This window comes from Streptomyces sp. SCPE 10 (assembly GCF_051980735.1).
Lineage (GTDB): Bacteria > Actinomycetota > Actinomycetes > Streptomycetales > Streptomycetaceae > Streptomyces > Streptomyces misionensis.
On record NZ_CP197069.1, the window covers coordinates 1,236,141 to 1,258,551 of the forward strand.

The window sequence follows — 22,411 nt, forward strand, 5'->3', positions numbered from 1 at the left end:
TTCGGGCTGTTCAACGACCGCGCGAGCCCGGCGTCGGGCGCTTTGCCTGACAGGGCGAGGTGCCCTTGACGCCGCTCCCGGCCTGCGGGACGGTCTGCGCAACAACGCGCAACCACGTCGCAGGGGAGAGTGCCATGACGTTACGGTTCGTCGGCATCGACCCGAACACCGGCGGCGAGGGATCGCCGACGGTGTGGTTGGAAAAGGTGAGCGCGGACCTGGTCCTGCAGGGCGAGGAAGCCGACGAACTCCTCAAGGCCCTGGTCGGCTCCACCGAGTGGGTCGTCGGCCACAAGATGGGGATGCGCGCATGAGCGGGTGAGCCGGCTCCGTTTCCGCATGGTGCCGATTTTGAGGGAGGCGTGCGATGCTGCTGAACGCGCAGCAGCCGAACACCGCGACGTTCGCTGAGATGCTCGCCGACACCCACCGCACGGCGGTCCATCTGGAGATGCGCGACGTCTACGCGCGGCGACGAAGCCGAGGACTTCGAGACCTTCCTGCGTACCGGCGTCCCGAACCTCGATCCGGCCCGCTCGTTCTGGCCCCAGTGGATGCCGCTCGTCAAGGAGGCGGTGGCCCGCGGCGTGGTGATGCGCCGGGCGCGGATCGTCTCCGAGCCGGTCACCGACTACATCCGCTACGAGCACGCCGTCACCCCGCTCAACCTGCAGGCCGGGGAAGACGTGCGCCGGCTGCCCCGCCGTCACGCCTCCGATATCGCGCTGCCCGGTAACGACTTCTGGCTCCTCGACGACATGCTCGTGCAGTTCCATCACTTCACCGGCACCGGCGACTGGGCACCGGACGGAAAAGAACGCACTACCGCGCCGGCCGTGCGGCTCGCGCGCGGCCCTGCCCTCCGACGCCGACATCCGGACCTGGTGTGTGGCATGCGGCGCGGACGACCAGGCCGACGAACGCATCGCCACCGCCCGCGCGGTCGACTCGATGTACATGGAGTGGCGCCGCCTGCACCAGGGCGGCATGCGCAAGGTCCAGGAGGACTGGTACGCCCTGCACGAGCGGACCCGCGTCTGCCGGGTCTACGTCTCCAACGTCCCGCCCGGCTTCCTCCAGACGCCGGCGTTCGCAACGGCCCTGAAGGAGCAGATCACTCGCTTCCAGGGCACCCGCGACGACGTCGACCTCCCACAAGCCGTCCCCAACTCCATGTACCCCGCCCCACGGACAGGCCAACGACGCCTCACCACGTAGGACACGGTCTAAGACCGTGTCCTACATGGCCAGTTGGTCGTTGGTTCGGTTATGGGGAGTGGGCGGTGGGGATGGATCGTTCCGGATGGCTTATGGGAGATCGCCAGGCCGCTGCTGCCGCCGGCGCGGGTGCGTCCGCAGGGCGGTGGGGTCGCGAACATCGATGACGAAGCGGTGTTCGCCGCGATCATCTATGTGCTGGTCAGTGGCTGTGCCTGGCGGGCGTTGCCGCCGTGCTTCGGGGCGTCGAAGTCGACCGTGCACCGTCGGTTTCTCATCTGGTCCCGGGCTGGTGTGTGGGGACGACTGCACCAGAAGGTGCTCCAACTCCTGGACGGTCAAGACCTGATCGATCTATCCCGAGCGGTCCTCGACTCGGCCCATGTCCGCGCTAAAAAAGGGGCGAACTTGCAGGTCCGAGCCCCGTGGACCGGGGTAAGCCCGGTTCCAAGATGCATGTCCTGTCGGATGCGAACGGACTGCCCCTACGCGTCGGACTCTCGGCGGCCAACACCCACGACAGCCTCGCCCTGAAGCCGATGCTGTCCCATTTCCACATGGGACACGAATCCCATGCGAACGATTCCAAGCCTGGGCGGCTTCACGCCGACAAGGCCTACGACGTCCCTCACCTGCGGCGATGGCTATGGGGCAAGCACATCGGCGTCCGCATCGCACGCAAGGGCATCGAGTCCAGCGAGCGGCTGGGCCGCCGCCGCTGGGTCATCGAGCGCACGATGTCCTGGCTGACCGGCTACCGACGTCTCAACCACCGCTACGAGCGTCAGCCAGGCAACTACCTGGCCTTCCTCGGACTCGCCGCCGCCCTCTGCTGCTACAAGCGACTCCTCAAACGGACCATGTAGGACACGGTCTAAGACCGTGTCCTACATGGCCAGTTGGTCGTTGGTTCGGTTATGGGGAGTGGGCGGTGGGGATGGATCGTTCCGGATGGCTTATGGGAGATCGCCAGGCCGCTGCTGCCGCCGGCGCGGGTGCGTCCGCAGGGCGGTGGGGTCGCGAACATCGATGACGAAGCGGTGTTCGCCGCGATCATCTATGTGCTGGTCAGTGGCTGTGCCTGGCGGGCGTTGCCGCCGTGCTTCGGGGCGTCGAAGTCGACCGTGCACCGTCGGTTTCTCATCTGGTCCCGGGCTGGTGTGTGGGGACGACTGCACCAGAAGGTGCTCCAACTCCTGGACGGTCAAGACCTGATCGATCTATCCCGAGCGGTCCTCGACTCGGCCCATGTCCGCGCTAAAAAAGGGGCGAACTTGCAGGTCCGAGCCCCGTGGACCGGGGTAAGCCCGGTTCCAAGATGCATGTCCTGTCGGATGCGAACGGACTGCCCCTACGCGTCGGACTCTCGGCGGCCAACACCCACGACAGCCTCGCCCTGAAGCCGATGCTGTCCCATTTCCACATGGGACACGAATCCCATGCGAACGATTCCAAGCCTGGGCGGCTTCACGCCGACAAGGCCTACGACGTCCCTCACCTGCGGCGATGGCTATGGGGCAAGCACATCGGCGTCCGCATCGCACGCAAGGGCATCGAGTCCAGCGAGCGGCTGGGCCGCCGCCGCTGGGTCATCGAGCGCACGATGTCCTGGCTGACCGGCTACCGACGTCTCAACCACCGCTACGAGCGTCAGCCAGGCAACTACCTGGCCTTCCTCGGACTCGCCGCCGCCCTCTGCTGCTACAAGCGACTCCTCAAACGGACCATGTAGGACACGGTCTAAGGGGCCTGTTGCGAAAGTGGATCTTTGCAGTCGTGTTGGGTCCACACTGCGTGCTTCACGTGATCTCGGTCTTCCCCCGGCTCAGCAGCCCGCTTACGCTCGGACCGTTTCGGTGCGAAGTGCGCGGCGCCGACGACACCGCCGACCGCGGTGTATGCCAAGTCCATCCATCCAGGCATGGGGGCTCAGGGGGTGAGGAGGGAGCCGAGTTGGGCGAAGACCGCCTCGGGCTGCTCGCGGATGGGCAGGTGTCCTGCGCCGGGGATGAGTTCGAACCGCGCGTGGGGGAACGCCGCGGCGTAGGCGCGGCCGAAGTCGGGGGTGACGACTGTGTCGTCCGCGCCCCAGATCACCAGGACCGGGCAGGTGACGGTGGAAAGGCGGGGCAGCATGCCGGCGTCTGCCATGGCCGGCCCGGCGTAGGCGCGCAGGGCGGCCATCGACCGCGCGGTCGGTCCGCCCTGCGGCGCCGGTCCTGCGGTCGCCGGAGCCGTTGGCCCGGCAGGCACGGTGATCTCCTGGCCGGGTATGACGGGGCCGATGGCGTCCATGAGGACGAGCTTGGAGATCCGGCCCTCGCGGTCGTCCAGGACGGTCTGGGTGGCGACCCAGCCGCCGAAGGACGTGCCGATCACCGTCACGTCGTTCAGCGAGAGGTGGTCGAGCAGGTCCAGGTAGGCAGCGGAGAGTGCGGGCACGCAGTCCAGGTCGTCGGGCCGTACGGTGCCCTCCCAGCCCGGATGGGTGGGCGCGACCACCCTGTGATCCGGTGCGAGGTGGTCGATCAGGGGCGTGATGCTGGAGGGGCCGGGGCCGCCGTGCAGGACGAGGACCGGGCTGCCGCTGGTGCCGGCCTCGCGCACTTCGAGGTCGAGGCCGGGCCGTACCGGAATGGTGCGCTGATGGAGTGCGGTCATGAGGTACTCCTGGATGCGGGGGGGGTGGCTGAGGGGTCCGGTGGCTGAGGGAGCTGGCCGTCGGGGCGGCCCTCACTGGGCTGCCGGGCCGGAGGTGAAAAAGGTGACCATCTGCTCCAGGCCCTTCTCGCTGAACATCGTGTCCAGGTTGGCGGCGGACTCGGCGGCGGATTCCTCGCTGCGCGGGAAGAGGGCCTCCTCGTACGCGGCCAGGGCGGCTTCGGTGTCGCCGGGGTGGGCGGCGATGGCCAGGGCGAGTTCGGCGCCGTCGAGCATGGCCAGGTTGGCGCCCTCCCCGGCGAAGGGGGACATCAAGTGGGCGGCGTCGCCGAGCAGTGTCACGCCCGGGATACGGTCCCAGTGGTGCCCGACGGGCAGGGCGTGGATACGGCGCGGGGTGATCGTGTCCGCGTCGGCGACCAGGGCGCGCAGGCCCTCGTCCCAGTCCTCGAAGTGGGCGAGGACCGCGGCCTTGGCGGCGGCCTGGTCGGTGAAGTCGACCGTGTCCAGCCAGCCTTCGTCGGCTTTGAGCGCGGTGTAGACGTGGAGGCTGCCGTCGGTCTCCCGGTGGGCGAGGACACCGCGCTCGTGTCCCAGGGCGATGAAGAACCCGTCGCCGACGACCGCGGCGCTGCGCGGGTGGCGGGTGTCGGCGTCGAACAGGTCGGTCTCGACGAAGGAGATGCCGGTGTAGGCGGGCCAGGCGTTGGAGACCAGCGGCCGGATCCGGGACCAGGCGCCGTCCGCGCCGATCAGGAGATCGGTGGTGATGGCCGAGCCGTCGGTGAACGTCACCTCGTGGCGCCCGTCGCCCAGCGCCCGGGCCCCGGTGACCTTGCGGCCCCAGTGGATCGTGCCATCGGGCAGGGAGCGGAGCAGCAGGTCACGCAGGTCGCCGCGGTCCACCTCCGGGCGGCCGCCGGTGCCGTCGTCCTCCTCGGACACGTGCGCCGTGCCGTCGGGGCCGAGCAGGCGCATGGCCTGACCGCCCTCGTGGACGATCTTGAGGAAGTCTTCGTGGAGGCCGGCGGCGTGCAGGGCCTTCTGCCCGTTGGTTTCGTGGATGTCGAGCATCCCGCCCTGCGTGCGGGCCGCCGCCGACGCCTCCAGCTCGAAGATCGCCGACTCAATGCCGTTGACGTACAGGACGCGGGCGGCAGTCAGGCCGCCCAGCCCTGCGCCGATGATCGCTATCGGGAAATGAGTGGTGCTCATGGGGGCCTCCGGAAGCAGTAAGGGATACCTCGGTGTGCCGAGCCATCGCCGCCGACGCCGCAAGGCTCCTTGCTAGGGCGGCGTGCACGGTGGGGCGGCAAGGGGTGCCTCGGCCACTGCACTGCCACCGTAACGAACATGTTCGCTACGAACAAGTTCCATGCGGGGTAGCGGCGGGCGGCGAAGAGGACTTCCCTGTCTCCTGGCGGCGTCCGCCGTCAGACGGGCCCCCGCCCCGGGCTCAGTTCCCTGCGCCCGGGACAGGTGTATGCGTGATGCCGTTGACGAGGACGTCGAAACTCCAGCGGATCCTGTCCGGCACCGAGCCGCCGACCAGGGCCGGCATGTGCGCGGTGATCGCCGGATGCGTGGCGGGGTCCACGGCATGCAGGGCACGCACGGTGGCGTTCCAGTCGTCATCGGAGGCGGGGTCGTGCTCACGGGTGGAGTGCTCGGCAGCCGTGGCTGTCGCATCCTGGAGCAGTTTGTCCACCCCCCAGGCGACCTGCTCGCGGTCGGCGCCGCTTTGCGAGAGGAGATCGAGAATGCGCTCCACCAGGCGCAGGTAATTCTCACCGCTCGGGCGGGCGACGAGTGCGGCCCGCGCGAGCTGCGGGTGCTCGAACAGCACCTGGGTGTATGACGTCATGACGGCACGGAGCTGCTCGCGCCAGCCCCGACCGCCGTCCCGCCCGGTCAGGTCGACCTCGCCGAGCAGGGAATCCAGGACGGCCGCGTGCAACTCGGCAGTGTTGGCGACGTAGACGTACAGCGACGCCGGGCCGGTGTCCAGCTCCTGCGCCAGGCGACGCATCGTGACCTTCCCCAGGCCCTCCGCCCGCATGATCCGCACGGCGGTGTCCACAATCCAACGCCGGGACAGGGCGGGCTTCGCCGGACGGTCCCGGCGGCTGATCGGCTCTCTTCCTGCTGCAGTCATAACCCGATCGTAACGAACGTGTTCGCTGGGCAGGGCCTGACCGGCATGCGCCCGCAGGAAGTACAAGGCCTGCGCTGTGACCTGGAGCGCAATAGTGGTTGATCAAGCCGAGGAGTGCAGGCGGGTTGTGACGCGGAAGCGTTGCAGGACCGCCGGGGTGGCGTCGTGCACGGTGAAGCGGGGGTCTCCGAGTGCTTGTCGCATCTCGTCGCTGTGCCAGAACTGCTCGTGTTCAGCCCGCCAGTCCCTGACTGTGGTGTAGCCCTCGCCTTCGTCCAGTGCGTAGGTGAGGTTCACTTCGTCCAGTGACACGACGCGTACCTCCGTCACCTCGATGACCGCCACCGGGCGATCGTCGGAGTCGACCACGACCGAACGGCGGCCGACGCACGGCAGCGGCTCTCCCTCGTGCTCGTACTGGGCGAGCAGTGCGGTGGTCGCGGTCTTGGACCCGTCGAGGATCGCCGCGACAAGCCGGTCGCGCAGGGGGCCGGGAAAGGCGAACTCTGCCCTGGGCAGAAACGCGGGGGCCGTGCTCTGAGCTGGCTCGACTGGCATGCCAGGACCCTAACGCGGTCGCGCGCGACGACGGATTCGACTGGTCGGCCAATGGCGTGGGAAGGCCCGCACAGGTTGGGCGAGTTGTGAGGCAAGCCTGGGCCCGTGCGGCCTGTTCCCATCCTGCCCTGTCCGGGGTTTCCCGCGCACACTTCGGCGAGTTACTCGAAGAGCCCGCCCCGCGCTGGGGGGCCGCCCGCGAGTCGGCGCGCTGCGCCAGCGGCGTGGCGGGGGCCGGAGCCCGGCGGCGGCCCGGGAGATCGGACAGGGGCCACTGGGCGGTGCAGAGGCGGTAGCCGGCCTCCAGGCCGCGTATGGCCTTCGGCTCGGTGATGGCCAGGCAGTGGGTGGAGATGGCGGCGGCCATGATCTGGTCGTCCAGGCCGGGGTCGCGGGGGCGGCCGCGCAGGACGAGGGCGAGGTGGCGGCGGGCTTCGGCGAGCACGTGCCCGCGGTGGAAGCGGCCGCCGTCGTTCCTCACGAACACGGTCGCGGCGACGTCGACGGCCGACAGCGCTATGTCAGCCACGGCGGCGACCCGGGCCCGGATCGCCGCGGCCGCGGCGCGGGCGTGCTCGAGGAGGGATCGAGGAGGGAGGTGATGATGTCGGCGGCGACCCCGGAGGTGAGGATCGCGCTCGTCTTCCACCATGCGCGCAGCTGCGCGAGCGGCGCGGCGGTATCGGCCGCCGCGCAACCAGCTGGCGCCACCTCGGCTTCGACGCGGAGATCATCGATGACTACAACGACCCCAATCCAGGGTCGTCTTCCATCGCGTTCTGCCGCTCGACGCCCTGCAGCCCTGAGCGACCAGCCAAGACATCCTGAGGCACCGAGTCCGAGGGCGGGCGGGAGCAGCTCACGCACTACACCAGGAACCATCCCGGAATCGTCCCGAGCGGCCAGGTCGAGAACACCGGCAAGAGCGCGAGCGGCGGCAGCGGATGCCTCACCCCTCTCGCCATTGCGATCGCGCTCGTCGTCCTCGCCGCATCGTGGCACCCCTGACACCGTCCCCGGGAACCCACGTTGTCCGCACCGAATGCTCACCCCAATCTGTCTGACTGTCGGACGGGCAGCGCCAGGCGAACGGTTCGGCCGGTCAGAGCGCGCAGAAGGCGTCCCTCATCCCCTTGTCGGTGTCCGTCTGGCCCTGGGTCGGTGCCTGGAGGTGGTATTCGGTATTGGCTTCCAGTACCTGCTCGCTGCCGTCGTCGTCGGCGTACCACGTGCTGAAGTAGCCGAGCACGGCCCCGTTGTGGGACCACACCCACCGGCCGCACGGCAGCTGGAACCGGCTGATGCCCAGCCCGTAGCTGATGCCGGCGCTCCCGGTGGGGACCGTGGTCTTCAGCTCGGCCTCCTGTGCGGGCGGCAGCAGCTGCCCGTCGAGCAGCGCCCTGGTGAAGGCGGCGAGGTCGTCCAGGTTCGACACCATCGCGCCTGCCGAGCCCATCGCCTGGACGTTGGAGACCGTGACGTCCGTGAGCACCGTGCCTAGCCATCCGTACGCATAGCCGTGCAGGTAGTTGCCTTGCAGGGTCGGGTCGGAGGTGGGGAAGACGGTGTGCCGCAGGCCGAGCGGTTCGATGATCCGCCGGGTGATCTCGATCGCCGGGTCGTTGCCCGTGGCCGCCTTGATCACCATGCCGGCCAGAACGTAGTTGGTGTTGGAGTAGGCCCACTTCTCGCCCGGCTCAGAAGAAGGCCGTTGCAGCGCGAGGCCCAGGTCCACGAGGGTCTGGGGCGGCCGGGCCCGGTCGGGCTCGCGGTTGGCGGCGTAGGAGTTGTAGAACGACGTGTCGTGTACGAAGTCCGGAAGGCCCGAGGTGTGGTTGAGCAGCTCCCTCAAGGTGATCCGGCTGCCGTCGTAGCCGTTGGCGTCGACGGCGCCCGGTAGCCACCGGGCGACGGAGTCGTCCAGGGAAAGCTTGTTCTCGGCCTCCAGTTGCAGCAGCACGGTCGCGATGAACGCCTTGGTGTTGCTGCCTATCCGGAACTGCGCCTGCGGATCAGCGGGCGCCTTCGTGGCGGTGTTGCCGGTTCCCGCTGACACGTACTGCGCGCTGTCACCGGAGCGGACCTGGCCGACCACGCCCGGGTAGCCGTCGGCGATGCCTTTCTGCGCACCGGCTTTTAGGATGCTCGCGGCCGTCGGCGCATCGGCGTGGACCGGGGCGGCGGTGAGTACCGCGAGCGTCAGCGCCGCGCCGACGGCGATCAGACGTGCAGATTTCATGAGGCGTCTCCTCGTCACTGGGTAGCCGTGAAGGCCGCGCCGGGCGGTGGTGCACGGCGTCGTGGCGAGCCTCGGACAACGGCGACGCCGCGAACAGTCCATGCGAGCGGCCATATATGACCGGTCGTCATAGTGGGCCGTGTCACGGCGCTGAACTGCGCTGGACGCCACTGGAAGACGGACCGCCCGGCACGGGAGAGGCGGCGGGCCCTCGTCGTACGGTGGTCCGGGCACGGGTGTGGCCACCTCCGTCGCGGGCCGCCGGAGCCCCCGAGACGCCGCCGTCACGGCCGTTCGCGCATCACCCTGCGCTTCGGCGAGGGCGCGCCGGCCGTCCCGGAGGGCTGTGTTCACACGCATCTGCGAGCCCGCCTGTGCGACGACGTCGAGGCCCTGGGCAGCTACCTGCCGCCGCAGGTGGCCGCGATGGGCCGCCGGGTGCCCGAGCCGGCTACCGCGTGACGGCGAGTCGGCGGCGTCGTTGCACAGCACCACTCCGTAAGACGTCGGTTCCCCCCGGGGCGTCTCGTGGTGTCCGTTCGCCTCGACGACCGCATTCACGCGTGGGGGGTGATGACGGCGCGGCCTTGGATCCTGCCGTCGTGCAGGAGCTGGTACGCCTCGTCGGCGCGTTGCAGAGGGAAGTGCTCGACCAGCACCTTGCTCTTCTCCTGCCGGGCGTGCGTGATCACTTCCATCAGTTCGGGGAGGGTGCCCCAGTAGGTCGGGGCGACCGAGCACTCGTGCGGCGGGCTGGTGAAGTCGACGGGCAGGGCTCGGCGGCGGCGAATCGGACGGTCCGCGACGGACCCTTGGGTGAAGGCGATCGCGTCACCGAAGGGCGGCACTCCGACGGACTTGATATTGACGCCGAACTGACCGGACCAGAAGCCTCGCAGCAGCAGATGCGGTCGGTAGCGGGGTTCCAGGTTCACCAGCGCGCGGCGGCGGCGCTCGCCGCGTTCGGCGCCGTTGGCCGGGCTGCCATGAGTCCAATCTGTTTCCGGCTGGGCACGCGAGGACGAGGGCTTGCGAGTGCGCTTCCGGAGCGGCTTGTGCTCCGGAAGCGCGGGAGGGGCTACTTGCTGACCTGGCTTTCCGCTTGGTGCTTGAGGTTGTTGATCCAGTTGTGGAGGGAGTTGTCGAGGGCGGCCTGCAGCGCGGCCTGGTTGGCGTTGACGGGGTCGCCGGTCCACGACTCCCCGGTGTGGACGAGGACGCCGCCGGAGGTCGGGGTGAAGGTCCAGACGTGCACGGCGGTGATGCCCTGGGCGGGGCCGCCCCAGGCCAGGCGCTTGCCGTAGTCGACCTGCTTGACGGTGGAGGTGATGTTCAGTCCCTCGGTGCTCCAGCGGAAGACGGAGCCGGGGCGCAGGCGTCCGGGGGTGTCCTTGACGACCGTCTCGACGTTGGGCTGCCAGGTGGGCCAGTTCTCGACGTCGGTCTGGATCTTCCAGATGGTCTGCAAGGGGGCGTGGATGAGGATGTTGTCGCGGGTGATGACCGGGGCGCCGGCGTCGATCTGCACGTCGTCGGTGTGAGCGGCGGTGCCGGCCGCGATGGTGGTGGCGGGGGTGGGCTCGTCGTTGTTGAGGGCGTGAGCGGTGCCGGTGGCGAGGAGGACGGCGCCGGCGGTGGCGGTGGCGAGCTTCGTCAGGGTAGGGATTCGCATGGTCGGGGACCTTTCAGCACTTGTGGCGGGGGTTATCTGCCGGGCAGCGGACCGGGCCGGGCAGCGGAGTGGGTGTAGTTATGGGGTACCGGAGGCGGGTGATGGCGGTTTGAGGCCGTGTGTGTCAGTCGGTCCGCTCGGTGCGGGTCTTCATGCCGGCGAACCAGGTGGTCAGGGACTGTTCCAGGGCCTGGCCGAGCTGCTGGGGTGCGGCGTCGACGGGGGCGCCGCTCCAGGACTCCTCGGTGCGGACGGTGACCTGGCTGCCGGTCTGCTCGAAGGTCCAGACGTGGACGCCGTCGATGCCGCCTGCCGGTCCGCCCTACACCAGGCGCTGGCCGGGGACGACCTCGCGGATCGTGGAGGTGATATCCATGCCGTGGGTCTTCCAGTAGAAGGAGTTTCCGGGCAGCAGCGGGCCGTCGAGCCGTGCCTGGTCGACGTCTGTGTTCCAGTCGGCCCAAGCGTCGATGTCGGTGTGCAGGGCCCAGACGCGCTCCAGCGGGGCATCGACCACGGCGGTCAGCCGAACGATGACGGGGGCGGTGGCGTCAATGGTGAACCTGGCGGTGACTTCCCCTCGGTGGGCGTGGCGTCAGGGGCGAAGGGGCTGGGGTGGTCAGCCGTCGGGTTGCGCAACGCTGTAGTCGGCACCTTCGCGGCCCAGAGAGCGCGGCGGGCGCGTGAACGCTGCAATCGCCGGGGGACGGATGTGTATCGGCTCCCGAGTGGTGCGTTAGGCGTGCAGGACGACTTTTCCGGCGACGGTGCCGGACTCGGCCATCCGCATCGCCTCGGCAGCCTGGATGAGGGGCAGTTCGGCCGCGATCTGGGCGGTGATCTCACCGCGCCGGAGCGCTCCGAAGACCTCGGTGAGGTCGGCGCGCAGCCTGGCCTGGAAACGGTTGCGGTTCAGGGCGCGGCCGGCCCAGACGTTGAAGAAGTAGGCGCGGCGGCGGTTGGGCAGGGCGTTCCACAGCCATATTCGGCCGAGGAGCTTGAGGACGGGCCACCGCTTGGAGCCCTCGTCGTCGCGGGTGGAGGCGCTGCCGTAGGAGACGAGGGTGCCGCCGGGCGCGAGCAGGCGCCAGGAGTCGACGATGTCACGGCCGCCGACGTGGTCGAAGACGGCGTCCACGCCGCGCGGGGCGAGGTCGCGGACGCGGGCCGGGATGTTCTCGGTGCGGTAGTCGATCGGGATCACTCCCCCTTCCCGCAGGGCGGCGTGGTGGCGCGCGGAGGCGGTGCCGATCACGTTGGCCCCGGCGGCTTGGGCGAGTTGGACCAGGACCGAGCCGACTCCCCCGTTGGCGCCGTGCACCAGGACGGTCTGCCCGGCACGGACGCGGGCCTTGCGGTGCAGCATCTGCCAGGCCGTGATGCCGTTGATCACCACGGTCTCCGCCTCCGCCGCGCCGATCCCGTCCGGGACCGGCACCACGTCGGCGGCGTCGAGGACGACGTGGCTGGCCCAGCCGCCCACTTTCAGCAGCGCGGCCACCCGGGTACCGACGAGGCCTGCGCCGACCCCGTCCCCGGCCGCCAGGACGGTGCCGACCATGTCGTAGCCGGGGACGAAGGGGAAGGGCGGCTGGTCGTAGTAGCGGCCGCGGCGCATCTGCTGCTCCGCGAAGGAGACACCAGTCGCCTCCATGCGGACGACGACCTGTCCCGGCCCGGCACTCGGGACGGCTCTCCGCCGCACCTGCAGTTCCTCCGGCTCGACCTTGCCCGGCAGCACGACCTCGATCATTTCTGCGGCGTTCATGGCGACCTCCATCGACTCCACCAGCGTCGTTAGCGGCTGGCGCGTTCGTTAGAAGGTATAACGCAGTCGAACAGTGACAGTCAAGCACGTTCGTAATAGGGTCTAACCCAGGGCGTGCGAGCAGCCGCTCACCCGGATCACGAGAGCCGGCGAACACGACAAGGAAAGGATCAACACATGGCCATTGCGGGCAAGGAGACCCCACGCGAGCGCTACCGCACCCAGCTACGCGCCGAGATCAAGCAGCACGCCTGGGAACAGATCGCCGCCGCCGGGGCGGCGGGGCTGTCCCTGAACGCCATCGCCAAACAGATGGGCATGAGCGGCCCCGCGCTCTACCGGTACTTCGCCAGCCGCGACGAGTTGATCACCGAGCTGATCCGCGACGCCTACCGCAGCCTCGCCGACACCCTACGCGCCACCGCCGACTCCAGCGCAGACCTGCCCGGTCTGGGACACGCCCTGCGCGCCTGGGCCCTGGACGACCCCCAGCGCTACTTCCTCATCTACGGCACACCCGTCCCCGGCTACCACGCACCCGACGACATCACCACGATCGCCTCAGAGATCATGGACGCCCTCCTCGACGCCGCCCAGCCGGCCGACACAGCCGCGGAGAACCCGGACGACACCGACGCCCGCCTGGAGGCCCACCTCGCCCAGCACCGCGGGTGGGCCGCCGACCACCCCGCACCCCCGGCCGCGCTGCGCCGCGCCCTGCGCTTCTGGACCCGCCTGCACGGCATCCTCTCCCTGGAACTGGCAGGCCACTTCACCGGCATGGGACTCGACCCGGCCGAGCTCTACACCAGCGAACTGCGCCACCTGACCCGATAGGTACACCTCCGCTCTGCCGCCTACCCGCTGAAGCCATCGCCGCCCACGAAAGCCTCAGCCTGGACGTGGCCGAGGTGCGTCGGCGCACCGCCCGCGCCGCCGCGGCCCCCCGACGCGCGGACCGCTCTGGCCGCCGCCGCGGCGATGGGCCTTCGCTGGAGTCCTATGCCTTCACCCTGCTCGGCCGCCAAGCCCCGAATCTGCCCGCTGCCGAGCTGCGGCCCCGGCCACGGGCCTGGGCGCGGGTGGGGCTGCGGCCGCAGGAGATGCAGGCGTGGATCGCTGCTCTCGGCGTGGACCGTGCTGCCGTCGCCCGGGCCTGCCGCACAGCGGACATTGCCCTGGCCACGATGGGCGTTGTCCTGGACGGGATGCGCATCAGCATCGCCTGCGGGGCGGAGAGAGGTTTCTCCGTCCTGGCCCGCGCCGCGGCCTGCGGGCGCTCGCTGAACGACCGACCCGCCGGCGATCTCGCAGCGGAGGGCTCCGGGAAGGGCGCGGTGCTCGGCACCGCACCGGCGGCGGCCAGCGAGCCGACGCCGGGGGCACGCCACCCGGCCGAGTGACCGGTCGGGTCGGGCCGATCGCCGGGCGCTGCCTTCAGCCCCGCCCCGAGGCCGCGGCCTCCGCCGCCAGCCGCACTGCCAGGGCACGCGCCAGCAGCACCGGCACCGCAGGCCCGGCGGCGCGAGCGGCGGCAGCGCGCATGGCCTCGGTGTAACCGACGCAGTCCAGCACCAGCCAGCGGCTGCCGAGCGCCGCCAGCACGCGGGCGGCCCCGGCGACGCTCTCCAGGGCGTCGGGTGCGTAGGGGTCGGCGGGTTCGACACTCACCTGGCCGGGGAGCAGTCGCGCCCAACGGCGGCCGACATCCTCCCGCTGGGCGGGCAGCGGGCACACCACGCCGACCGGGTCGCCCCCGGCCACCGCCCGCACCCCGTGCTGCACCAGTTGTTCGGCGTACAGGACCGGCCGGGTCGCGGCCACGGGCGGGAAGCTGCCGGTGCACAGCAGCAGGGTGGCGCCCGCCCCGTCGCGCTCACATCGGGCGACGGCCTCCCGCATCCGGGGCGCGAGCGCGTCGTGGCCCAGCCGCACCGAACTGCCGTCCCGCAGGCGGGAGATCAGCGGCGCCTCGCCGGCGACCGGGCCGACCTCGGCGCGCACCCGGTCGGCGTCGGGCCCGTCGAAGCGGTCCAGGTCCAGTGCGCCGTGCTCCACCGGGCGCAGGCCGCCCAGGTGCGGGCGGATGTCCTCGGTGAGGTCGGAGCGGGGGGCCTGGCCGATGGTGACCAGACCGAGGGCGGCGGGCCGGGCCTGGTCTTCCGCCGCGGTGGCCGGGTCGCCGGCGCGATGTGCGGTGCGGGGTGTGGTGGCCGGGTCCGTGGTGGTCATCTCTGCCCCTCCTTCGCCTCCCGGTGTCTGACCGGGATCTGCCTCGGGTGTGCGTCCGCCCGGTACGCGGTGGCGCGCGCCGGGCGGGTTGTCAGAAGGTCCTGACGATCTGGCTCACGTCGCTGAGTGAGCTGCCCGCCACCAGGCCGGCCCCGACCAGCGCCAGGTCGTTGTCGGCCGCCTCGGTGGCGGCCTGCTCCGCCGCCGCGCCCGCCGCCTTTCGGCGTGCGTGCCGCCGCCACAGCACCCGTACCGTCAGGGCCGCCAGCACCAGCCAACCGGCCTGCGGGGTGGCCACGAGCAGTCCGGTGGCCAGCAGGACGCCCATCTGCCGCGAGGAGCCGCCGAGCAGCTGGACCAGCGCGCCGGGAATGGCCCACAGTCCCATCACTGCCAGGGCGTGTCCGTCGGTGAGGCCGGTCTTGATGGTGTCGACGTAGACCTGGGCGACGGGCGGCACGTGCCCGTCGGCGAAGAACGGCTTCCAGGCCACGGCCACCACGAGCACCGCCACGGCGAAGCCCACGAGCTGCGAGAGGTACTGCTGCCGGCGGCCGGCCACCTCGTACGGGTGCCAGGGCACGCCGTCGCGGCGCAGCAGCCAGCCCGCCTTGAAGTCGAAACCGACGTCGGCGAAGGCAGGCCCGGTGGAGGCCGCGTAGCCGACGAGCAGGGCCAGCGGCACCATCGGGATGGCCAGGACGAGTCCCAGGATCAAAAAGATGAGGGTGACCGCGAAGGCCGGGAACCAGCCGGAGTGCATGGCCGCCAGCCCCACGATCAGCTGGTGCACCAGCGCGGCGACGCCGGCGAGGAGCACCCAGCCGACCAGGCCGGCCCCGCCCATGCCGGACAGCACGCCGCCCATGAGGGCGATGACCAGCGCGCCGGCGACGAAGAGCACCAGCCCCTCCAGCAGGCCGCGGCGCAGTCGGGCGGCGTCGACGGTGCGCACCTCTGGCGCGAAGTGCGCGGGCCGGGCGTTCTCCGGCTCGCCGCCCGGGGCGGCCCCCTCGGTGGCCGGCCCTTCGACGGCCTCGGCAGTCTTCCGTCCCCCGCGGTTCCTCATCATCAGCAGGGCCTGCACGAGGGCGACGAGCCCGGCGCCGATCATCACGCCGTGCGGAACGTAGTGCGCGGAGAGGTCGACGTGCAGGAGGACCGGTGCGTACTGGGCGACCAGCAGGCCGACGCCGAACATCAGCAGCGCCCAGATGTTGCCGAGGAAGGCGACGCCGGCCGCGCTGGTGGGCACTTTGAACAGGCCCCCGACGAAGCCGACGAGCGCGCTGACACCGAGCAGCTTCGCCTTCCGGCCGCCCTCGTCGCCGGCACGGATGGTCTCGGCGGCGGCGATGCCCGCGGGCCAGGCCGCGGTGGCAGGCAGCAGCCGGGAGTCGAACACCCGGTACAGCACCCAGCTGTCCACGGCGAGGCCGATCACCGCGCCGCCGAGCATCGGCCAGACCAGGTCGGTGCGGCCCAGTAGGAAGGGCACCGCGATGGGCGTCACCAGCGAGTTGGCCGCCGCGAAGGTCGACCCCGAGACGGCGGACTGCACCAGGTTCTGGCGGTTGGGGTCGCGCATCCGGCGCAGCGCGGCGAAGGAGACGCGGCCCACCAGCATCGCGATGAGCGCGCCGATGACCGAGGTGTTGGGTGCGATGCCGAGCGTCGTGATCAGCACGAGCCCGATGACCGCGCCCAGTACGGAGAGCAGCACGGTCACCACGAGGGTGACCGGCTCGAAGGCTCTGGGATGCCGTGGCACGCCGGCCTCTTCGGCGGCCTGCGCGGCCGGGGAGTGGGTCATGTCGGGCTCCGGTGGACGGGAAGGGATGCCTGGGCGCTGCGCCAGGGCCGGGCGGTCGGGGTGGTCGCGGTGGTCGGCGGTCGGGCGGGTTCGCTCCTGGCCTGGTGGTCGCTGGGGGCTGGGTGGTCCGGTCCCGGTCCTGAAGTGGGCCACCGCGCGCGGTGCCGGCCCGGGCACGCCGCCCGGCCGGCCCCGTCGCCGGACGGTCGGGCGGCGGTGAACGGGTCAGCCCCGAGCGTCGCCGGTGGCCTGGAGGCGCGTCATCGGGCCGTAGAGCTCGACGAGGCGGTCGAACTCCGCCGCGTCGTGGAAGTGGGCGGCGCCGCGGCCGAACTCCTTGGCGGTCTCCAGTGCGAAGCGGCCGGCGGCTGCGATGTCGCCCTCGTGGCTGGCCCCGGTGGCGCAGCCGGCGACGGCGCTGCCGGCTGTGACGGCGAGGCCCACGACGGGCGCGTCGGTGGCCACACAGGGCTGCATGATGGAGTTGATGTGGTGGACGCCGTTGCCGTAGGGCGTGATGTCCTGGGTGGTGATCGGCAAGACGTGTGCCGCCTCGCCGGTGACGGTCTCCAGGATGCCGAGCAGGTCGTCGCTGACGCGCAGGATCCAGCCCTGCCGCACCGTCGGGGAGAGTGCGACGCCGCGGTGGTTGAGCAGCCGGTTGCCCTTGGTGGTGTCGATGGAGACGACCGCGTCCATGGTGGGGTCGATCTCGGCGCGGTTGCAGTCCAGGACCGAGACGGGGGAGTCCATGAAGGGCACCGGGTCGTGCGGACGGGTGGGGGCGTCGGGGCAGACGTGAGTGCTGAGCACCACGTCGCCCTCCAGCACGTCCCCGCGGCCGTACATGTCGAGCAGCTTGGCGGCCGCGGCGAGGGCGGCGACGGCGCCGTCCGCGTCCGAGACCAGACCGACGCGCTCGGGCCGGGCGCCGACGCCGCCGAGCCGTCCGAGGATGCCGAGCGTGGGCGCCGAGCCTCCGGCCTGCCTGCCCGCGCGCCCGGGGACGGTGACCTTCACGAAGTCGGTGCCGCCCCCGGCGCCCTCGACGCGCTCCACGCTGATCCCGACCCGGGCCGGGTCCGGCAGGTCGGCGGTGCCCGCCGCCTGGGCGCGGGCGGTGTCCAGGACGGAGCAGAGGTGGTCGGCGAGCAGCCGGCCGTTGGCCTGCGGCCGGTCGAGCAGTTCGATGACTTCCAGGACGTGCTTGAGCACGGCGGCTCCTTGGATGCGCGGCGGTGCGGTGGGACACGGGGACGGCCTTCCGGCCGTGGGCGGCGCGGGGCGCCGAGAGACCCGACGTGTCCGGCTGTCCGAGCAGGTTGCCTCTTCAATCTCACAGAGCACAACCATTTCTCTTTATATGCAACAGTGCGGCGCATAGCGGTAGAGTGCGCACGTGACCGCTGACCGTGCACCGCTTCAGACCGCCGATCGAGCCCTCCAGGTCCTCCTCGCCTTCTCCCAGGACCGGGACGAATGGGGGGTCACCGACCTGGCCGCCGAGTTCGGCTGGGACAAGTCCGTGACCCAGCGCCTGCTCGCCTCGCTCGCCCACCGCGGGTTCCTGGTGTCCGACGAGGTGACGCGGCGCTACCGGCTTGGCCCCGCCGTCTGGCACATGGCCACCGCCTGGGAACGGCACGGCGGGATGGCCGGCCTGGTCCGCCCCGCCCTGCGCGAACTGGCCGCCGGCAGCGGGGTGACCGCCCTGTTCGCGGTCCCCGACGGCGCCCACCTGCGCTGCGTGGAGTCCGCCGACGGCTCCTTCGGGCCGCTGCGCGCCTACCGGCTCGCCGACGAGCTCTACCCCGGGCACGCGGGAGCCACCTCCCGCGCGTACTTCGGGATGCTCACCCCGGGAGCCCGGGCCGGCCTGCTCTACGGCCGGCCCATGGCCCGGTTCAGCGAGTTCACGGTGACCGATCCGGCACGCCTGGAAGAGCTGATGTGCCGGGTGCCGGTGGACGGCTACGCCTACTCCGAGGGCGAGTACGACCCGGCGACGGCCGGTCTGGCGGTACCGGTAACGGTGCACGCGCAGCCCGTCGGCACCGTCAGCCTGGTCGGACCGCACGAGCGCCTGCGCGGCCCGAGCGAGGACATGCTGCGCCGGCTGCAGGCCACCGCCGACACCCTCGGCGAGCTGCTGGCCCCGCGCCGGGGACGCTCTCCCGTCGGCCCCCGTGAACCCCGGGCCGCCCGGCGCGGCTGACCGCCGGACCACCGCCCACCCGCCGGTCCGCCGACCGGCCCAGACCAGAAGGAACCGAGACCGCATGAAGCTGCTGCTGCTCTCCAACTCCACCGCCCCGGGCCACGCCTATCTCGAGCACGCGCGCGAGGCGATCGCCCGACACCTGGCCGGCGTCCGGGAGCTGCTGTTCGTGCCATACGCGCTGGCGGACCACGACGGGTACACCGAGAAGGTCGCCGCCTTCATGGCGGAGCTGGGCATCGCCGTGCGCGGCGTGCACACCGGCGACCCGCGACGCCTGGCCGCCGACGCCCAGGCGGTGTTCACCGGCGGCGGCAACAGCTTCCGCCTGCTGCGCGCCCTGCACACCACGGGCCTGGTGGAGGCGTTGCGTGACCGGGTGGCCGCAGGTGCGCCGTACATGGGGTCGAGCGCCGGCACCAACATGGCCTGCCCCACCCTGCGCACCACCAACGACATGCCGATCGTCCAGCCGCCCTCCTTCGAGGCGCTGGCCCTGGTGCCGTTCCAGATCAACCCCCACTACCTCGACCCGGCCCCCGGGAGCGCGCACATGGGAGAGACCCGCGAGGAGCGCCTGACGCAGTTCCTGGAGGAGAACGCGGTCCCGGTGCTCGGGCTGCGCGAGGGCACCTGGTTGGTCCGCGAAGACGACCGGCTGGAGCTGGCGGGTGTCGCCGCGGGCGCCCGCCTGTTCCGCCGGGGCGCCGCCCCCGAGGAGTACGGTCCGGGCACCGACCTGAGCGAGTTGCTCACCGCCCCGGCGCGCTTCGACGTGGGCCCAGCCACCACCTGACGTGACCGGGACCGGGCCGGGGACCGGCGCCGGCTCCTCGTGTGGTCTCCAGCCCGGCTCGTACTGCAACGGTCTTTGCCGTGCCGGGTGGCCAGCTTCGTCGTTGTCGTGATGATGGGTGGGGACCTTGCCGATGTCAGGTTGTGGGCGCGTGAACTGGACCGACCTGGCAGTTTTCCGTCCGCCCGGCGGTGCCGGAGTACTGCCGCTGCACCCCGGCCGACCGAAACGATCTCCCACGTACCGCTGTCGCTCCGGCGGTTGGCGACCGCCGCGGTGGCCACCTGGTACTTCGCCCCGCCTGCGCTGGCGCCGCCGTTGACGTCGAGGTATCCCCCGTCACCGTTGTAGAGGTTCAGCAGGTGGAACCGGTCCCCGTAGTGCGGCTCGTTCGCCGTGCTGACTCCTTTCGCCCTGAACTCCCCGACGAAAAGTCGCTGTTGGGCACATACGCCAACAGATCCGGCGATGTCACATGCTTTCGGCAATCGGCATCGACACGCCCGGACGAATCCGCCGATCATCCTTTAAGAGGCATATTCTTGACAATCAACGCTATCCGGACGGGGCGAGGCTCCGGGACGTGCGGACTTCCGCCGCTGGTCCCGCCGCGGCCTTCGGGCCAGCTTGAGGAGTCCGGGTGTGCGCCGGAGCTGCCACACCACACCCGGGCCGCCCGACGAGCGCGGCTCGCCGGGACACGGGTCGTACAGCGACCGGCCGCCGGCCACCGCCCCAGCTCGGTCACCAGGGCTGTGCCGTCATCAATTACCTGCGGACACCAGCCGGTGTTGTCGAGCAGCAGCCGTCCAGTGGACCGCCGACCAGTGCGGGGTACGTCTGGTGCGGCAGCGGGCCGGGGTGGGGGGCGTCGTGCCCGGCGCGAGCGCCCGCGAGGACGGGGCAAAGGCATCGGCGCAGACAACAACGGTGATGTGCTGACCGCTTGAGCTCACCATCGTTTGACGACAGGTGGGAAGCCGGAAAGACGACCTGACGGCTCGGGTCACGGCCTGTCGCAACTTCTGACAGCGGTAACGGTTTCCTGGTCCGCTCATACTCGGACCCCGACTCGGCCGCGGGGCTGCCTGATGCCGAGGGTTGCTCGCCGGAGCCGCTGCGGAGAAGGTACCGGGCATTCATCAAGGGCCCCCGCCCCCCACCTGAGCTGGCGTCAAGCAGCTTCAGGTCAAGCGTCGTTGCTCTCGGTGCTGTCGGGGACGGCGTTCGGGAGGAGGACGACCTTGCCCAGAGGGTGGTCGTGTTCCAGGTGGGTGAAGGCCGCCCGGACCTCTCCCAGCGGGTGGGTCCGACTGATCGGGACCTCGATCCGGCCGGCCGCCGTCAGCTCGGCCAACTCGGTCAGCACCGCCCGGCTGGTGCCCTCGGCACTGCCCTGTGCCCGGGCGCCGAGCGCGGCGGCGAGGCCGTAGTCGAGCGTGTTGACCTTGCGGGGCGGCACTCCCAGGGAGAGCGCGATCCGCGGGTAGTCGCCGCCGTGGAAGTCGAGGAAGGCGTGCGCCGTGCCGGCCCCGTCGCCTTCGATCGCCCGGCGGAGGCGTTCGGTGACTCCACTCCCGTAGTGGACGAGGGTGGCGCCCTGGGACTCCAGCCAGTCCCGGTGCCGCGGGGAGGCGATCGCGACGATGTGCGCCCTACGCAGGCGCAGGAGTTGGACGGCGATGGTGCCGACCCCGCCGGTGGCCCCGCTGACCACGACCGTCTCGCCGGCCCTCGCATCGACAGCGGTGACCGCTGCCCAGGCGGTACTGCCGGCGACGTAGAGGGCGCCTGCGGCGGTCCAGGGGAGCCCGTCGGGCTTGCGGACGAGCTGGTCGTACGGGACGACGACGTACTCGGCGTGGCTGGACCGCTCCCAGGACCAGCCGAGAACCGGGTCCCCGGGCGCCCAGCCGGTCACTGCGGCCCCGGTCGCGGCGACGGTGCCGGCGAGATCGCTGCCCTGTCCGGAGGGGAACGTCGCGGGGAACCGCTCGTGCAGGGCCCCGGTACGGATCTTGGCCTCGCCCGGGTTGATCCCGGCGGCCCGCACCTGTACCAGCACGTCGCGTGGGCCCAGCGGACGCGGTTCGACATCCTCGACACCGAGCACGTCGATGTCTCCATAGCGGTGGAAACGTACGGCTTTCACGGGCGTCCCTCCGGCTGGATATGGCCGTTGATGAAGGCGGCGACCTGGTCGAGGGCCTGCGCCGCCTCGTCGACGAGCGGGGCGAAGCCCTGGAAGACGTGCGGCGCTCCGGGGAAGGTCCGCAGGGTGACCGGGACGTCGGCGTGGGCGGCCCGCGCGGCAAGCCGCAGGGCGTCGTCGAGCAGGATCTCCCGGCCGCCGGCCTGGATCAACAGCGGTGGCAGTCCGCGCAGGTCGGCGTGCAGGGGGCTGGCCAGCGGGGTGCGTGGATCCGCCCCGGCGAGGTAGTCGGCTGCCCGGGTCTGAAGGGCCCGGCGGGTGAGCGCCGGATCCGTGTCGGCCCGGGTGGTCATGGTGCCGCCGGACTGGGTGAGGTCCGTCCAGGGGGACAGGACGGTCGCGGACGAAGGCTGCGGCAGCCCCGCGTCCCGGATCGCCAGCAGCAGGGCGAGGGCGAGGCCGCCGCCGGCCGACTCACCGGTCACCGCGATCGAGCCGGCCGGGACGCCTCGGTCGAGCACTGCCCGGTAGGCGGCCAGCGCGTCGTCCACAGCGGCCGGGAAGGGATGTTCGGGGGCGAGCCTGTAGTCGACGGAGAAGGCGGTGGCCGCGGTGCGCCGGGCGATCTCGGAGACCAGGCCGACGCTGGCGGCGGCGGAGCCGATCGCGTAGGCGCCGCCGTGGAAGTACAGCACGGTGCCGGCCGTCGGAGCGGTGGCGCCGGTGCGCACCTCGACGGCGGGTGCCCCGCCCAGGTCGATGGTCCGGGTGCGGACATCGTCGGGCAGCGGCGCGGCGCCGAGTATCTCGTCGAAGACGCGGCGCATCTTGGCCACGTCGCCGCCCAGGTCCAGCGGCGAGTTCAGCAAGAGGTTGGAGACGGAGTCCAGCTGACTGCGGGTCATGTCGTCGTTTCCTTGCGAGGCGAG

General features: G+C 71.2%; 20 protein-coding genes and 3 pseudogenes. 9 read left to right on the forward strand and 14 right to left on the reverse strand.

The window, feature by feature from the left end; translation table 11 throughout:
- Nucleotides 1-134: 134 nt before the first annotated feature.
- From ACSP97_RS05755 to ACSP97_RS05775, 5 genes and pseudogenes are all read left to right on the forward strand, one after another.
- Nucleotides 135-411 (forward strand): annotated as a pseudogene (locus tag ACSP97_RS05755) (hypothetical protein).
- Nucleotides 368-836 (forward strand): annotated as a pseudogene (locus ACSP97_RS05760) (DUF6879 family protein); the annotation flags it as partial. The pseudogenes ACSP97_RS05755 and ACSP97_RS05760, both read left to right, overlap by 44 nt.
- A 19-nt stretch (nt 837-855) precedes the next feature.
- A pseudogene (locus ACSP97_RS05765) lies at nt 856-1,146 on the forward strand (transcriptional regulator); the annotation flags it as partial.
- 123 nt (nt 1,147-1,269) lie between these two features.
- Nucleotides 1,270-2,084 (forward strand): IS5 family transposase gene (locus ACSP97_RS05770; protein ID WP_440556604.1). Its coding sequence is split into 2 segments (ribosomal slippage): nt 1,270-1,618 and nt 1,618-2,084, totalling 816 coding nucleotides; the frame shifts between segments, so codons are not numbered across the junction.
- 51 nt (nt 2,085-2,135) lie between these two features.
- Nucleotides 2,136-2,950 (forward strand): IS5 family transposase gene (locus ACSP97_RS05775; RefSeq protein WP_440556604.1). Its coding sequence is split into 2 segments (ribosomal slippage): nt 2,136-2,484 and nt 2,484-2,950, totalling 816 coding nucleotides; the frame shifts between segments, so codons are not numbered across the junction.
- A gap of 197 nt (nt 2,951-3,147) precedes the next feature.
- Here ACSP97_RS05775 and ACSP97_RS05780 read toward each other — a convergent pair.
- From ACSP97_RS05780 to ACSP97_RS05820, 9 genes are all read right to left on the reverse strand, one after another.
- Complete coding sequence (locus tag ACSP97_RS05780; protein WP_440556606.1) at nt 3,148-3,879, reverse strand: alpha/beta fold hydrolase; 732 nt, start codon at nt 3,877-3,879, stop codon at nt 3,148-3,150.
- A 72-nt stretch (nt 3,880-3,951) separates the two neighbouring features.
- Complete coding sequence (locus ACSP97_RS05785; RefSeq protein ID WP_440556608.1) at nt 3,952-5,094, reverse strand: FAD-dependent oxidoreductase; 1,143 nt, start codon at nt 5,092-5,094, stop codon at nt 3,952-3,954.
- 241 nt (nt 5,095-5,335) lie between these two features.
- Complete coding sequence (locus ACSP97_RS05790) at nt 5,336-6,034, reverse strand: TetR/AcrR family transcriptional regulator (RefSeq protein ID WP_355326755.1); 699 nt, start codon at nt 6,032-6,034, stop codon at nt 5,336-5,338.
- 102 nt (nt 6,035-6,136) lie between these two features.
- On the reverse strand, nt 6,137-6,592 hold the full coding sequence (locus ACSP97_RS05795) for an ASCH domain-containing protein (protein WP_388315625.1): 456 nt from the start codon (nt 6,590-6,592) through the stop codon (nt 6,137-6,139).
- A 1,102-nt stretch (nt 6,593-7,694) separates the two neighbouring features.
- Nucleotides 7,695-8,831: a serine hydrolase domain-containing protein gene (locus tag ACSP97_RS05800; protein WP_440556610.1), complete on the reverse strand. Its 1,137-nt coding sequence runs from the start codon at nt 8,829-8,831 to the stop codon at nt 7,695-7,697.
- A gap of 557 nt (nt 8,832-9,388) precedes the next feature.
- The gene (locus ACSP97_RS05805; protein ID WP_388290744.1) at nt 9,389-9,766 is read right to left on the reverse strand and encodes a hypothetical protein; all 378 of its coding nucleotides are present in this window, start codon (nt 9,764-9,766) and stop codon (nt 9,389-9,391) included.
- A gap of 143 nt (nt 9,767-9,909) precedes the next feature.
- Nucleotides 9,910-10,503: an SRPBCC family protein gene (locus ACSP97_RS05810; protein ID WP_440556611.1), complete on the reverse strand. Its 594-nt coding sequence runs from the start codon at nt 10,501-10,503 to the stop codon at nt 9,910-9,912.
- Between the two features lie 322 nt (nt 10,504-10,825).
- Nucleotides 10,826-11,020, reverse strand: a complete 195-nt coding sequence (locus ACSP97_RS05815; protein WP_440556613.1) for an SRPBCC family protein — start codon at nt 11,018-11,020, stop codon at nt 10,826-10,828.
- A gap of 219 nt (nt 11,021-11,239) precedes the next feature.
- A complete protein-coding gene (locus ACSP97_RS05820) occupies nt 11,240-12,271 on the reverse strand; it encodes a medium chain dehydrogenase/reductase family protein (protein WP_440556615.1) in 1,032 nt (343 codons plus the stop codon).
- A gap of 177 nt (nt 12,272-12,448) precedes the next feature.
- On the opposite strand from ACSP97_RS05820, the gene ACSP97_RS05825 reads away from it, so the two are divergent.
- Complete coding sequence (locus tag ACSP97_RS05825; RefSeq protein WP_440556617.1) at nt 12,449-13,108, forward strand: TetR/AcrR family transcriptional regulator; 660 nt, start codon at nt 12,449-12,451, stop codon at nt 13,106-13,108.
- Nucleotides 13,109-13,173: 65 nt separating this feature from the next.
- Entirely contained in the window at nt 13,174-13,674 is a 501-nt protein-coding gene (locus ACSP97_RS05830; protein ID WP_440556619.1) for a hypothetical protein, read from the forward strand.
- Between the two features lie 34 nt (nt 13,675-13,708).
- Here the strand turns inward: ACSP97_RS05830 and ACSP97_RS05835 are convergent, their stop codons facing one another.
- From ACSP97_RS05835 to ACSP97_RS05845, 3 genes are all read right to left on the reverse strand, one after another.
- Nucleotides 13,709-14,503 carry an AroM family protein gene (locus ACSP97_RS05835; protein ID WP_355153897.1) on the reverse strand — a complete coding sequence of 265 codons (795 nt, stop codon included), beginning with the start codon at nt 14,501-14,503 and terminating at the stop codon, nt 13,709-13,711.
- Nucleotides 14,504-14,594: 91 nt separating this feature from the next.
- Entirely contained in the window at nt 14,595-16,316 is a 1,722-nt protein-coding gene (locus ACSP97_RS05840) for an OPT/YSL family transporter (protein WP_355153895.1), read from the reverse strand.
- A gap of 225 nt (nt 16,317-16,541) precedes the next feature.
- Entirely contained in the window at nt 16,542-17,531 is a 990-nt protein-coding gene (locus ACSP97_RS05845; RefSeq protein ID WP_355153894.1) for a DUF1177 domain-containing protein, read from the reverse strand.
- 184 nt (nt 17,532-17,715) lie between these two features.
- Here ACSP97_RS05845 and ACSP97_RS05850 point away from each other — a divergent pair, with 184 nt between their 5' ends.
- A complete protein-coding gene (locus ACSP97_RS05850) occupies nt 17,716-18,531 on the forward strand; it encodes an IclR family transcriptional regulator (protein ID WP_355153892.1) in 816 nt (271 codons plus the stop codon).
- 64 nt (nt 18,532-18,595) lie between these two features.
- A complete protein-coding gene (gene pepE, locus ACSP97_RS05855) occupies nt 18,596-19,330 on the forward strand; it encodes a dipeptidase PepE (RefSeq protein ID WP_435644120.1) in 735 nt (244 codons plus the stop codon).
- A gap of 1,189 nt (nt 19,331-20,519) precedes the next feature.
- On the opposite strand, the gene ACSP97_RS05860 is transcribed toward pepE, so the two are convergent.
- Both ACSP97_RS05860 and ACSP97_RS05865 read right to left on the reverse strand, forming a co-directional pair.
- Entirely contained in the window at nt 20,520-21,482 is a 963-nt protein-coding gene (locus ACSP97_RS05860) for an NADP-dependent oxidoreductase (RefSeq protein WP_355525095.1), read from the reverse strand.
- Nucleotides 21,479-22,387, reverse strand: coding sequence for an alpha/beta hydrolase (locus ACSP97_RS05865; RefSeq protein WP_440556622.1), 909 nt, complete (start codon nt 22,385-22,387; stop codon nt 21,479-21,481). The genes ACSP97_RS05860 and ACSP97_RS05865 overlap by 4 nt, the downstream gene beginning before the upstream one ends.
- Nucleotides 22,388-22,411 lie beyond the last annotated feature (24 nt).